The organism is Pseudomonas sp. G.S.17 (genome assembly GCF_038096165.1).
Taxonomy (GTDB): Bacteria; Pseudomonadota; Gammaproteobacteria; order Pseudomonadales; family Pseudomonadaceae; genus Aquipseudomonas.
The window spans coordinates 4,053,813-4,067,064 of record NZ_CP151076.1 but is presented as its reverse complement, the minus strand read 5'-3'; the positions used below and the strand labels follow the sequence as shown (position 1 = coordinate 4,067,064).

13 protein-coding genes are annotated in these 13,252 nt (G+C 60.7%); 2 read left to right on the top strand and 11 right to left on the bottom strand.

Annotation, left to right across the window (positions count from 1 at the left end; genetic code table 11):
- Positions 1-54 precede the first annotated feature (54 nt).
- Positions 55-525, top strand: a complete 471-nt coding sequence (locus tag AABC73_RS19145) for a RidA family protein (RefSeq protein WP_341520504.1) — start codon at positions 55-57, stop codon at positions 523-525.
- A 110-nt stretch (positions 526-635) separates the two neighbouring features.
- Positions 636-824, top strand: a complete 189-nt coding sequence (locus AABC73_RS19140; RefSeq protein ID WP_331151368.1) for a DUF6021 family protein — start codon at positions 636-638, stop codon at positions 822-824.
- A gap of 8 nt (positions 825-832) precedes the next feature.
- Here AABC73_RS19140 and AABC73_RS19135 read toward each other — a convergent pair whose 3' ends face one another.
- From AABC73_RS19135 to hutH, 11 genes are all read right to left on the bottom strand, one after another.
- Entirely contained in the window at positions 833-2,602 is a 1,770-nt protein-coding gene (locus tag AABC73_RS19135; RefSeq protein WP_341520503.1) for an EAL domain-containing protein, read from the bottom strand.
- Positions 2,603-2,740: 138 nt separating this feature from the next.
- Positions 2,741-4,072, bottom strand: a complete 1,332-nt coding sequence (locus AABC73_RS19130; RefSeq protein ID WP_341524281.1) for an MFS transporter — start codon at positions 4,070-4,072, stop codon at positions 2,741-2,743.
- 307 nt (positions 4,073-4,379) lie between these two features.
- Positions 4,380-4,658 carry a hypothetical protein gene (locus AABC73_RS19125; RefSeq protein WP_341520502.1) on the bottom strand — a complete coding sequence of 93 codons (279 nt, stop codon included), beginning with the start codon at positions 4,656-4,658 and terminating at the stop codon, positions 4,380-4,382.
- A gap of 98 nt (positions 4,659-4,756) precedes the next feature.
- Complete coding sequence (gene hutC / locus AABC73_RS19120) at positions 4,757-5,497, bottom strand: histidine utilization repressor (protein ID WP_341520501.1); 741 nt, start codon at positions 5,495-5,497, stop codon at positions 4,757-4,759.
- 16 nt (positions 5,498-5,513) lie between these two features.
- Positions 5,514-6,362, bottom strand: coding sequence for an amino acid ABC transporter ATP-binding protein (locus AABC73_RS19115; RefSeq protein WP_341520500.1), 849 nt, complete (start codon positions 6,360-6,362; stop codon positions 5,514-5,516).
- A gap of 32 nt (positions 6,363-6,394) precedes the next feature.
- On the bottom strand, positions 6,395-7,066 hold the full coding sequence (locus tag AABC73_RS19110) for an amino acid ABC transporter permease (protein WP_341520499.1): 672 nt from the start codon (positions 7,064-7,066) through the stop codon (positions 6,395-6,397).
- The gene (locus AABC73_RS19105) at positions 7,066-7,722 is read right to left on the bottom strand and encodes an amino acid ABC transporter permease (protein ID WP_065834506.1); all 657 of its coding nucleotides are present in this window, start codon (positions 7,720-7,722) and stop codon (positions 7,066-7,068) included. The genes AABC73_RS19110 and AABC73_RS19105 overlap by 1 nt, the downstream gene beginning before the upstream one ends.
- 179 nt (positions 7,723-7,901) lie before the next feature.
- Complete coding sequence (locus AABC73_RS19100; protein ID WP_341520498.1) at positions 7,902-8,738, bottom strand: transporter substrate-binding domain-containing protein; 837 nt, start codon at positions 8,736-8,738, stop codon at positions 7,902-7,904.
- 97 nt (positions 8,739-8,835) lie between these two features.
- The gene (locus AABC73_RS19095; protein WP_341520497.1) at positions 8,836-10,212 is read right to left on the bottom strand and encodes an FAD-binding oxidoreductase; all 1,377 of its coding nucleotides are present in this window, start codon (positions 10,210-10,212) and stop codon (positions 8,836-8,838) included.
- Positions 10,213-10,215: 3 nt separating this feature from the next.
- A complete protein-coding gene (locus AABC73_RS19090) occupies positions 10,216-11,397 on the bottom strand; it encodes an alpha-hydroxy acid oxidase (protein ID WP_341520496.1) in 1,182 nt (393 codons plus the stop codon).
- An 81-nt stretch (positions 11,398-11,478) separates the two neighbouring features.
- Positions 11,479-13,008: a histidine ammonia-lyase gene (gene hutH, locus AABC73_RS19085; protein WP_331151360.1), complete on the bottom strand. Its 1,530-nt coding sequence runs from the start codon at positions 13,006-13,008 to the stop codon at positions 11,479-11,481.
- Positions 13,009-13,252: the final 244 nt, after the last annotated feature.

Below are 13,252 nucleotides of genomic sequence, written 5' to 3'. Positions count from 1 at the left end.
TGCAGCCATGCGGCTGTACCCCGTCCATGTTCGTTCGACAGGAGTCCGTTGCACATGACAACCCAATCCAGCAATCCCCTCATCCGTCACCTGCACCCCGCCAGCGTCAGCGAGCCATGGGCCCGGGAGTTCGCTGAAGCCATTGAAGTGCCAGTGAACGCGCGTCAGCTGGTGTTGAGTGGCGTCGGGCCACAAGTTGTCGACGACGCTGCCCCGGCGGGTTCTGTGCAGGCTTACGGCGATACGGCGGTACAGACGCTGAGCGTCATCCGGCAGATCGAAGCGACGTTGACTCGCCACGGTTATGGGTTGGGCGACATTGTCAGCATGCAGGCGCTTCTGGTGGCGGACCCGGCTGCGGACGGCGTTGCGGACTTCGAGGGTTTCTCGGCGATATACAACCAATATTTCGGCACGCCTGCTCAGCCGAACGTGCCGACCCGAACCCGTGCGCAGGTCATCCGTCTGGTCCCGCCGGGTTGGCTGGTGGAAATGACCGTGACGGCCATCAAGGCTTCGAACTGATTGCGTGAGGCCCGACGACCATTGGTCAGGCGCGCCGCACTCTATTGGCTGGCAGGCTTCCGATAATCATGGCCCAGGCATCTCTGGGCTCTTGGTGTGAGGTGCCCCTGATGATCAGCATGGCGACAAATCAGCATGATCCCCGGAACGATCCCGGCTTCGATCCCGATTCACCAGACGTTGCCGACCCGCAGATCGATCCCATCGGCCCGGCCAAAGCGCCTGATGACGGTCAGGACGTTGGCTCGGATAAACGCGTGGATGACGATCAATATCCGCCTTACGACGACGAGAAGTAAGCGCCCGTTCAAGCGCGCAGTTTGATGTGGCTGCCCACTGTCATGCCCTTGATCTGCTCGCCGGAAAGTGGGCGGCAGAAGAAGAAACCCTGGGCTTCATGGCAACCGAAGCTCCTGACCAGGTCCATGCACTGGAACGTCTCGATGCCTTCGGCGACGGTGCGGTAACCCAGTTCATGGGCCAGTTTGAAGATGGATTGGGCAATGATGCGATTGCGTGGTTTGTTTTCCAGGTCGGTGATGATCGACTTGTCCAGCTTGATGACGTTGGCCGGGATTTCGTGCAGGTAGGCGAAGTTGCTGTAGCCGGTGCCGAAGTCATCAATGGCCACATCAACGCCCAAGGCGCGAATGTCTGACAACTGGCCGAGCACGGTGGTGCTCGCCCTGATCCACTCGCCTTCAGTGATTTCCACTTCAACCCGATGCGGGGCGATCCGGTGCCGCTCGCAGCTGTCGCGCAGTGCATTGGCGATGTCCATGGACTGGAAGTCCAGCGCTGACAGGTTCAGCGAAACCTTCGACTCGCGATCCTCCCACTCGGCCGCGGCGGCCAGCGCGTGATCAATGACCCAACGAGTCACCGTGCTGATCTGTCCCGAGCGCTCGATCAGCGGGATGAATTCGGCAGGCGAGACCGGTCCCAGCGTGCTGTGATTCCAGCGCAACAATGCTTCGGCACTCACCTGGCGGCCATCCTCCAGACGAAAGCGCGGCTGAAACATCAGATAGATATCGCCGTTGGCGAGCGCGCTGACGACGTCCTGGCTCAATGCCAGTGCGCGGCGGCTGGCGCAGTTCTCGTTTTCGTCCCAGAGCGCCCAGTCGATGCCCTCGCGACTGGCCGCTTCGACGGCGTGCCGGGCTTTACGCAGCAGCTCGCCCATGGACTGGCTGCCATCTTCACAAGACGCGATGCCCATACGCGTGGCGGGCAAGGTGGAAATCGAATCCTCGGCGCACGGCTCGCAGATCAGCGTGCTCAGGATCTGAATCAGTTCGGTCTTATCGGTCTGGTTGGTTGGCAGCAGCAGGCAGCAGTGGCGCTCACTGACGTGGTAGACGCCCACGCTGTTGAGCAGCACCTGCTCCAGGCGACCGGCAATGTCCTGAGCGCGCATCTGCAGGGACGTCATGTTGTTGAGCGGGGCCAGTTCGGTTTCGTATTGACTGTCGACAATCTCGATCAAGGCCAGCAAGCGGCCCGGGAATTCTTTATTCAGCCAGGGTTCCTGGTGGTCGGTCAGAAACTGCCGCAGGTTCGGTAATCCCGAAAACGGGTTGCGCGTCAGGATCATCTGCCGTTGTTCAATCTGCGAGATAACCATCTCGGCCAGATCTTCCAGCACGCGGATTTCGGTATGGCTCAGCTGATGCGGCGATTTGTCGATGATGCACAGGCTGCCGAGGGCATGCCCGTCGCGGGTCAGCAGCGGCGCGCCAGCATAGAAGCGAATGCCGTCCTGAGCGGTCACCAGGTCGTTGTCGGAAAAGCGCGTGTCTTCGCAGGCATCGATGACCTGCATCACGCCTTGCTGCCTGGCGGTGTGGGCGCAGAAGGACTGGATGATCGGGGTTTCGCTCTGGACAAACCCCACTCGCGCGGCAAACCACTGTCGGTCGGCCTCGACCAGGGAAACCAGGACCGTTGGCACATCGAAATAAGCGGCCGCAAGGCGACAGATGCGGTCGAAGTTTTCGTTGTTGGCCGTCTCCAGCCACTGCACCGCCCGCACTGCGGCCAGGCGTTGGTGCTCTGCTTGTAGGGTGTGGTGCATGAGTTTTCTCAGAATGCGTTCGAGAAGTCAGTCAATTAGGGCAATATGCCATCATAGCCAAGATGTCGTGGAACGCAGACATTTTTTTCTGACCCGGATCAACTCTCTGTGGATTTTCCTTCTGAAAGCAGCCTGCGGTTATTGGCCAGGTGTCGAACCAGGCTGATTTTTGGTCACCAGTCGCAGTCCGCTGGCGATGCTGCCCACGGCCGCAAAACCGGCACCGATGCTCAACGCCAGTACCGGCCCGTGTTCGCCGGAGATCCCGAAACTGAAGGCGACCAGCGCCGCACCGGTGGCCTGGCCAATCAGGCGTGCGGTGGCAATGGTGCCGCTGGCGCCGCTGGCCCGTTCCCTAGGCGCGCTGGTCATCAGTGCCTTTTGGTTGGGCGCCTGAAAGAAGCCGAAGCCCAGGCCGCAGATAATCATGCTGATGCAAATTTGCCAGGCCGAAGCATTAGGCGACATAAACGCCAGGGAAATCATGCCCGCGCAAAGGATCGCCAACCCGATGCCGCCCAACAGACCGGGCGCGTAGCGATCGGACAGGCGTCCGGCAAACGGCGCGATCATGGCGACGACCACCGACCAGGGCGTCATCAGAAAGCCGGTTTGCACCGGGTCGCGGGCCAGCACTGTTTCGAAGAAAAACGGCAGCGAGACGAACGCCAGGCCTTGCGCCGCGAACGAGCAGAAAGCCGTCATGGCCGACAAGGCAAACATCGGCCGCTTGAGCAAATCCAGCGGGAACATCGGCGCGGGGTGGCCAGCTTCACGGCGCAGCATCAGCACGAACCCAGCCAGAAACACCGCCAGCGCAATCAACACGCTGTTCCACGAACCCAGTTGCGCGGCCTGGCTCAGGGCAAAAATCAGCGCGCCGAAGGTCAGGACGTTGAGCAACGCCGTCAGTGGATCAAAGGTCAGCGTGCCGGGCTTTGAAATGGGCAATGAATTCCAGGCGAACACCAGGGCGAAGATGCCAATCGGCAGGTTGATCGCGAACAGCCACGGCCAGTTCGCCACGGACAGCACCAGCGAGGCAATGGTTGGGCCGGCGGCGAACGAGGTGCCGACCACCAGAGCATTCATGCCCAGCCCTCGGCCCAGACGTTCCCGAGAGAAAATCGAGCTGATCAGCGCCGCGTTGACGCTCATGATCGCGCTGGCGCCCAAACCCTGCAAAACCCGGGCGATGGTCAGAGTGGGCAGCGACCAGGCAAATGTACACAGCGCCGAAGACACGACGAACAGGATCAGACCGCCGAGATACACCTTGCGATGCCCGATCACCCCGCCCAGCGCGGCAAACGGCAGCAAGGTTGCTACGGCCGCCAGCTGGTAGGCGTTGATGATCCACACGGATGCGGCCGGCGAGGCATTCAGGTCCGCCGCGATGGCGGGCAGGGCGGTATTGGCGATGGCGGTATCGAGGGTTGCCAGGGCAATCGAAATCAGGATGGCAACCATCCCGCGAAATTCGAGTGGCGTCAGTTTATTGCTGACCGGGACAGATAATTCGGGTGTGAGTCGAGCCATTACCAACAACGCTCCGGAAGATTTTTCTCGCAGGGACGAGGCCTGCGACGCAGACACCAGAGCGATCCTGCCGGTTTACAGCATGGCTGTGCAATGTTTTGTATTAATTAAGCGTGAGCTATGTGGGAGCAAGCATGCTTGCGAAGACAATATTTCAGACAACAGAAATGTACCTGATTTACTGACATCTTCGCGAGCAAGCTCGCTCCCACAAAGCGTGCTCCCGCGACGCTGATGACTAGCCGCCATCAGTATTGATATCGGCATCATGCCCTTGTGTGGGTTGCGGATTGCGTTGATCTGCCGGTTTTTCTTCCGGTTCGTAATCCGGGGTAAAAGTGCTGCCGCCCGATTCCTGGGTTTGTTCCAGTTGCGTATCAGGCTGGCCCACCGGTTTGCCTTGGGACTGGCCTGCAGTGTCCTGGTACTGCTGGCCCTGACCCAATGCGTTATCCGGGTTTTCAGGGTCAATGGCGGGGTCGTTGCGGTCGACGGATTTCTGGCTTTGATCGGTCATCGTTGTGTCCTCTCATTCATAAGCTTGCAAGAATTCGAGGTCGATGGCGCGCGGTCGTTCGATCATTTTCGTGACCGACTGTCCGTTGTGAAAAAGGATCAGCTGTCGCGATGTGCACCGTTGACCGGCAAACGGCTGCCCAGGCGATAGCGCGATGAAGGATGGGTCAGGCGCACGAAGGTGACGATCTTGCCGTTGCTCCAGGTGCGCCGCATCAGGACCAGACACGGTTCCAGGTTGTCGATCTGCATGTAGCGGCTCTCATCGGCGCTTGGGTGACTGGCTTCGACGATGTGCTCCATCTCATCCGGGCGAATGGTCTGCAACAGATAGCGGGCCGGCTGCAACTGTTCGCCGAACTGCTGCTTGAGAAAATCCGGGACCAGTTCCGGGTTGACGTAGCGATCCTCCAGTTGCACCGGCACGCCTTCTTCGCAATGCACGCAAAGCAGATGGAACACCGAGCTGCCGGTGGTCAGCGACAGCGCGGCGGCAATCGACATCGACGCCGCTTCCCGGCCCAGATGCAGCACCTCACAACTGTAGCGATGGCCACGGGCAATGATCTCGTCGGCGATGTTGGTGATGCGCAGCAGGTTCGACTGCGGCTTGCTTTCGGCGACGAAGGTGCCGACCCCGGAGATTCGCAGCAAATGGCCTTCTTCGGTGAGTTCACGCAGCGCACGGTTGACCGTCATGCGCGACATGCCCAGCTCCTGCACCAGGCGATTTTCCGAAGGGATCAGGTCGCCTGGTTTCCATTCGCCACAGCTGAGCTTGCCCTGCACGTAATCCTTGGCGCGCCGGTACAAGGCTTGCGGGGTCGGAGGAGTGCTCATCAGGTGTTCACAAGGGTCATACGCTGCTGGCCTCCTTGTTGTCCTGCCAGAATGCATTGCGATCCAGATAGTTCTGCAGGAATTGCTGCAAGCGTGGCTGTTCGGCATTGTGGAATATTTCCTGCGGCGTGCCCCGTGCCACCACTTCGCCCTGATCGAGAAACACCACCGAGTCGGCAACCTGAGCGGCGAAGCCCATTTCATGGGTGACCACGACCATGGTCATACCTTCCTTGGCGAGGGTTTTCATGACTTGCAGCACTTCGCCCACCAGTTCCGGGTCCAGCGCCGAGGTCGGCTCATCAAACAGCATGATGTGCGGTTCCATGGCCAGAGCCCGGGCGATTGCCACGCGCTGTTGCTGGCCACCGGACAGCTGCGCCGGATAGGACGCCGCCTTGTGCGCCAGCCCGACTTTATCGAGCATCGCCATGCCACGTTGTCTGGCTTCGTCAGCGGACAGCTTGCGCACCCGACGCAGGGCCTCGCAGACATTGCCGATGGCCGTCATGTGCGGCCACAGGTTGAACTGCTGGAAGACCATGCCGACGTTGCGCCGCACCTGATTGATCTGCGCTTGCGGCGCGCGTTTGCGAGGCTTTCCGGGCGCGCCATTGCCTGGCATCCAGCCCAGCAGTTTGCCTTCGATGATGATTTCGCCTTCGTCGTACTCTTCAAGAAACGCCATGCTGCGCAGCAAGGTGCTCTTGCCGGACCCGGATGGACCGATCAGGCACACCACTTCCGAATGGCGGACCTGCAGGTCGATCCCCTTGAGCACGCGCAGGGGGCCGAAGCTTTTGCCGACCTTGTTCAAGGTCAGCATGGGTTCGCGGTCGCCGGCCAGTTGCTGGGAGGTTTTCATCAGTTCACCTGGTTGCAAAATTTGAACGCTGCTCATTGGGCTTGCCTGTTCATGAAGCGGCCGACCTTGTGCTCAAGGAACATACCGAGCCGGGAACAGGCTTCGACCAACAACAGATAGCCGATGCACAGCATCAGCAAGGTTTCGACAAAGGCGAAGGTTTCCGAGCCGATGCCGGTCAGCACCATGGTCAGTTCCGGAATGGTGATGATCGACAACACGGCGGTTTCCTTGCACAGAATCGTGACCATATTGACCAGCGCTGGAAGGATGATCACCAGCATCTGCGGCACCTGAATGCGCAGGATGCATTGCCAACGGGTGATGCCCAGGGTATCGGCGGCCTCAAGCTGGCCGCGTGGTACGGACTGAAAGCCGGTGCGGAAAATTTCCGCAAAGTACACGCTGCCATAGATGCCCAGCCCAAGGACGCCAGCCGGAATCGGCTCGAGACTCAAGCCGAAAGCCGGGCCGGCGTAATAGATCAGGAACAACTGGACCAGAAACGGCGTGCTGCGGATCAGCTCGATGAAGACCCGTAATGGCGCGCGTACCAGGCCATTGCCGAACAGCTGGGCGACGGCGATCAGCATGCCCAGACCGAGGCCGAGCACGACGCCGCCGGTCCAGGTGCCCAGGGTAATCATGAATCCCGAGCCGATCTCGTCCAGATGGTCGGTGATGATTCGCGGATCGAAGATCATCAGTACTGCTCCTTCAAACGCCGTTCAAGCAGGCCGCCGAAGAACGCCAGCGGAATGTTGATCAGGCAATAGAAGCCCGCCAGCATCAGGTAGTCCTGGACGAACAGGTAATCGCTGGCCGCCATGTTCTGCGCCGTGCGGGTCAAGTCCGCGAGGCCGACCACCGAGACCAGCGACGACGCCTTGATCAGCAAGATCATCTCGTTAATCAGGGCTGGCAGCGTCAGGCGCACGGCTTGCGGGACGCGAATCCGGATCAGCATTTGCCCGGCGCTCAACCCCAGCAAGCCGGCGGCTTCCAGCTGGCCTTCGGGGATGGCGAGAAAACCGCCGCGCATGATTTCCGCAATGTACGCGCCTGCCGCCAGCGACAAGCCGATCACCGCCGCCACGGTCGGCGATACATTGGGCAGGCCGATGCGCGGCAGGAAGTAATAAATGAACAACAGTTGCACCAGCAGCGGAATGCCACGGAACACGAAAATATAGCCGCCACCCAGACGCCTGAGCAGCGGCACGGGGGACAAGCGCAGGCTGCCCACCAGAATGCCGATCACAAAACCGATGCACAGCGCCGCGACGGTAACTTCAAGGGTCACCAGCAGCGCTTCGAGCATCAACGGCAGGTTTTGCGCGAGCAAGGGCCAGTCGAACATCGTGTCTCCAGAATTCGTGCACAAAGGGGCGAGCCATTGTTGGCGCGAGGCTTGCTGTAGGACCGGCTTTAGCCGGGAGGGCGATTGGCGCTCTCGCGACTAAAGTCGCTCCTACGGTCGCTCCTCCGACCTCTTCGCGGGCAAGTCGGAACGCCGCCCGCTCGCTCCAACAGGGAGGTTTACCAGGTCGGCGTGAAATCAGCTTTCGGCACGTCCATTTCGGCGTCCAGCCATTTCTTTTGCAGGGCGGCGAGGCGGCCGTCGGCGTGCATTTTCAGCATGGCGGCGTCGAGGGCGGCGATCAGGCTGTCGGCATCGGCGTCCTTGCGGCCCAGATAGGCAAAGTAGGATTTTTTGCCGAACGGCGGCTCAATCACCTTGTACTTGTCCTTTTGTTTAGCTGCGACGTAAGAGATGTTCGGCAGCGAGTTGGCCACTGCAACAATACGTTTGGCCGCGAGGTCAGCGTAAGCCTGGTTGTTGTCCACGTATTCGCGGATGGTGACTTTTTCCGGTAGGGTCTCGGCAAACTTCTTCAGCTCTTCCAGTTGCGCCGAGCCTTTGCCAGCGCCGACGGTCTTGCCGGAAATGTCTTCGGGTTTGTTGATGCTCTTGTCATTGGCTCCGACCATCAGCGCAACGGTGGCTTCGGCGACCGGCAAAACAAAGTGGTAACGCTCCTGACGTGCCTTGGTCTCGATGATCGGACCGGCAACCATGTCGAATTTCTTCGCCTCAAGCCCCGGCAACACGCTCGGCCACGGCAGATCGATGAACTTGACCTTCACACCCAATTCCTTGCCCAGCTGCTCGAACAATTCGGAGTTCAAGCCTTGCTGCTTGCCGTTTTCGGTGAAATCGAACGGCGCGAACTGCAACTCGGTACCCACGACCAACTCGCCGGCTTTCTTAACATCGGCCAACTGATCGGCGTGAGCCATCAGCGGCATTGCGGCCAGGGCCACGGCGAGGCTCAAGCTTTTGCACGTTTTACTGAACAGGGAATCCAGTTGCATTGGGTAACTCCTTCGTCTCAGTCAGGTTCGGTGTGAAATCTGTAACTATCGCTGCAGTTAGCGTGCCATACCGGTATATACAACCCGGTTGCCCGGCTCAGCCGAGGATTTTCCCCGGATTGAGAATGCCGTGCGGGTCGAGGCAATCCTTGAGCTGGCGCATGGTTGCCAAGGCTTCAGGACTGACCGAATGGTGCAGGAACTCACGCTTGAGCAGGCCGATGCCATGCTCGGCCGAGACCGCGCCGCCCATTTCACCCACGGCGGTATAGACCAAGTCTTCGATTTCCAGAATCGGCGCAGGCTGCGGCAGGGAGTTGCAATCCACGGTCAGGTGCAGGTTGCTGTCACCGATGTGGCCGAAATACACGCTGTGGTTACCCGGCCATTGTTGCTCCAGGCGCTGGCGACACATCTGTGCGAAGTCGCCAATCTGGCCGATCGGCAGGCTGATATCGAAATTCAGTGGTGCCAGACGCACGGGAAACTCGCCGGTGGCTTCGCGAATCTTCCACAAGGCGCGGGCCTGGGTATGGGAACTGGCCATGATCGCATCCACCACTTCGCCCGCTTCCAGCGCCGCTTCGAGGGTCTGTTCCAGTACTTCGCGCGAAGCCACCGATTCCAGCAGCACGTACAGCGGATGGTGGTCGGGCATCGGCGATACCGGGTTTTCCAGCCAGGAAACGCCCATGCGGAAGAAGTCCTGCCACATCAGTTCATAGGCTTGCGGCGTACCGGCGTCGCGTTGCAGGCGTCGCAACAGGTTCACCGCGCTTGTGTAATCGGGCAGGGCGCACAGCAACGTGATGGTTTCGCCCGGTTGCGGCGCGAGTTTCAACACCGCGCGGGTGATGATCCCGAGCGTGCCTTCACTGCCGATAAAGCACTGTTTCAGGTCATAACCGCAGTTGTTCTTGATCATCTTGTTCATCAGGTTGAGGACTCGTCCGTCGGCCAGCACCACTTCCAGGCCCAGCACCAGTTCGCGGGTCATGCCGTAGCGGATGACGGCGTTGCCTCCGGCGTTGGTGGCGATGTTGCCGCCGATCTGGCACGAGCCCCGCGCACCAAGATCGAGCGGGAACAGAAAGCCTGCGTCGTGCACGGCCTGCTGGATTTCCTGCAAGGTGGTGCCCGCCAACACACTGATTGTCGCTGAAGCGGCGTCGATTTCTTCGATACCGCGCAGGCGTTCCAGGGACAAGGCGACGTCACAGGTGCGCGGAATGGCGCCCCCGGCCAAGCCGGTCATGCCGCCTTGCGGCACCACCGATTGTTGTGCGGCGTTGCAGATGCGCAGCGCGGTAGACACTTCTTCAGTGTTGCGCGGCAACAGCAATGCCGCCGGGCAGGCGGGCGCGTGGCCGGTCCAGTCGCTGTAATGCCGCGCGTTGATGGCGTCGCCGGTCAGCACTTGCGCTTCACCCAAGGCTTCACGCAGTTGATCCAGGGTCTGTTGCAGATTCGTCATCGGTCAACTCACCGTGCAGGAAGGGGAAAACCCGGCGCGCAGTGCGGCCAGATCGGGTTGGCCCAGCAGAAACAGCGCCAGGCGCAGCTCCTCGGCGAGCAGGTCAAGCGCATGACCGGCGCCCGCCTGGCCGCCCACCGCGACGCCATACAAAGTGGCCCGGCCTAGCAGCACCGCGTCGGCACCCAGGGCGCAGGCTTTGAGAATGTCGGTGCCGCGCCGGATGCCACTGTCCAGCAGCAGCGTCAACTTGCCTTTGGCCACTGCAGCGATAGCGGGCAGGCAGTCAATGCTGGCCGGCACGCCATCCAGTTGCCGTCCGCCATGATTAGTTACAACGATGCCATCCAGACCCAGCGCCACGGCCTTTTCCGCATCGCCGGGGTGCATTACGCCTTTGAGCAGCAGGCGTTGCGGCCAGCGATCACGCAGGCGCGCCAGGTATTCCCAATCCAGGCTCATGTCCATTTGCGCGCCCATGAAATGCGCGCCGCCGCTGGCGTTGCGCTGCTCCGGCGGCAGATAACGTTCGATATTCGCCAGACTCGGCATGCCTTGCGGCCAAAGCGCCTGATGCAACCAGCGCGGGTGACGCAGTACGTCGAACTTGTTGCGCAGGCTCAGCTGCCGGGGGCGGGCGAAATTACGCCGGTCCCACTCGCGATTGCCCAGCAATACTGCATCGCTGGTCAGCAGCAGTGTCTGGCAACCGACCGCGCTGGCCCGCTGGAGCATGTCTTGCTGGATAAGCGGATCTTTCAGGCAATACAACTGCAGCCAGAAATTGGCGTCAGGCACGGCGGCAACCACTTGTTCCATGGAACTGGTGGAGACCGTGCTCAAGGTGAACGGCAGGCCGCGCTCAGTAGCAGCGCGGGCCAGATGAATGTCGGCATCGCGATGCAGCATGCCGTTGTAGCCGGTTGGACCGATGGCGATGGGCAGCGGCAGTTCACGGCCGAAGATCGAGCGCCGGGTATTGATGTCGCCGCACGGCACCAGGGTCTTGGGCAACAAGGCTATGTCGGCGAATGCCTGGCGGTTGCGCTTGAGGGTGAGTTCTTCTTCCGCTCCGCCCTCCAGGTATTCCCAGGCGAAGTGCGGCAAACGGCGTCGGGCCATGGCGGCCAGTTCGGCAATACTCTTGGCGCGACGGAAATCGGAGCCTGTGTGATAGCGGCGCATGCAAATCCTTGAACAGTAAAAAGGGACCTGGACAGGAAATGCGCGGCTGGCAGACTAAATGCCCGCCGACCGCTTGACCTATCAACCGTACAGGCGTTGGAACGGCAACCAGCGCGTGAATGCACCATTCTCGACCCAGGCACGCGCAGCGGCGATGTCCGGGGCGAAGTAGCGATCTTCATCGTAATGAGCAACTTCACTGCGGATCATGGCCAGCACTTCGCTGAGCTTTTCCGAGGTGTGCAGCGGCGCATGCAGATCGACACCTTGCGCCGCGCCGAGCAACTCGATGCCCACCACCGCGCTGCTGTTCCCGGCCATATCCAGCAAACGGCGTGCCGCAAAGGTCGCCATGGACACATGGTCTTCCTGGTTGGCGGAGGTCGGCAGGCTGTCCACCGAGGCCGGGTGCGCCAGGGTCTTGTTCTCCGAGGCCAGTGCCGCAGCGGTTACCTGAGCGATCATGAAACCGGAGTTCAAGCCGCCTTCCTTGACTAGAAACGCCGGCAGGCCGGACAGGGCAGGGTCCACCAACTGGGCGATGCGGCGCTCGGACAGGGCACCGATTTCGGAAATTGCCAGAGCCAGCACGTCGGATGCCATGGCCACCGGTTCAGCATGGAAGTTACCGCCAGACAACACATCGCCATCGGCGCTGAATACCAGCGGGTTGTCCGACACGGCGTTGGCTTCGCGCAGGAACACGCTGGCAGCGAAGCGCATGTGATCCAGGCACGCGCCCATGACTTGTGGCTGACAACGCAGGGAATACGGGTCTTGCACGCGGCCGCAATCGATGTGCGAGTCGCGGATTTCGCTTTTCGCCAGTAATTCGCGGTACAGCGCAGCGACGTCGATTTGCCCCGGTTGCCCACGAACGGCCTGGATACGCGCGTCGAAAGGAACGTCCGAGCCTTTGAGTGCCTCGACGCTGAGGCTGCCGGCAACCACGGCGGCGGTGAACAGTTTCTCGGTGGCGAACAGGCCGCGCAGTGCCAGCGCCGTCGACACCTGGGTGCCGTTGATCAACGCCAGGCCTTCTTTCGGACCGAGGACCATCGGTTCCAGTCCGGCCAGCGCCAGACCTTCCACAGCATCCATTTCACGGCCTTGATGACGCACGCGACCCACGCCGATCAGCACCGCAGACATGTGCGCAAGCGGTGCCAGATCGCCGGACGCGCCCACCGAACCCTGGGACGGAATGCACGGATAGACTTTGGCGGCGTACAGCGCGCTGATGGCCTGGATCACTTCCCAGCGAATCCCGGAAAACCCACGAGCCAGCGAGCCGACCTTGAGCGCCATGATCAACGCGACGCTGGCGTCATCCAGCAGCGGGCCGGTGCCGGTGCAGTGCGACAACAGCAGATTGCGTTGCAGTTTGGCCAGGGATTCGGTGGGGATTGATGTGCGGGCCAGCAGGCCGAAACCGGTGTTGATGCCATACACCGTGCGGTTGTTGGCGATAATCTCGTTCACCGTACGGGTGCTGGCATCGACCACTTCCCGTGCATCAGGGTCAAGTTCGAACGGCGCCTGCTGCTGATAGATCGCACGCAACTGATCGAGGTCGAATTGTCCGGGCTTGAGAAGAAGAGAAGCTGGCATGGCGTGTGTTCCTGCTTTGATTATTCGGGTGGATGCTGGCGAATTCGAGCTGATTTCGAATGACCATTTTAAGTCATATCATCCTGTATATACAGGTAAGGCAAAAGCCGGGCCAGTTCAACCTTGTCCCGGAATTCGCCGGTTGGGCGGCTGTGCCTGTTTCTGCATGCCTGGAACCTGTCACCGAAAGTTGCACCACTTGTGATCCTCGTGCCCAGTGTTGGGGCGCTTGGAAACGCTGCCT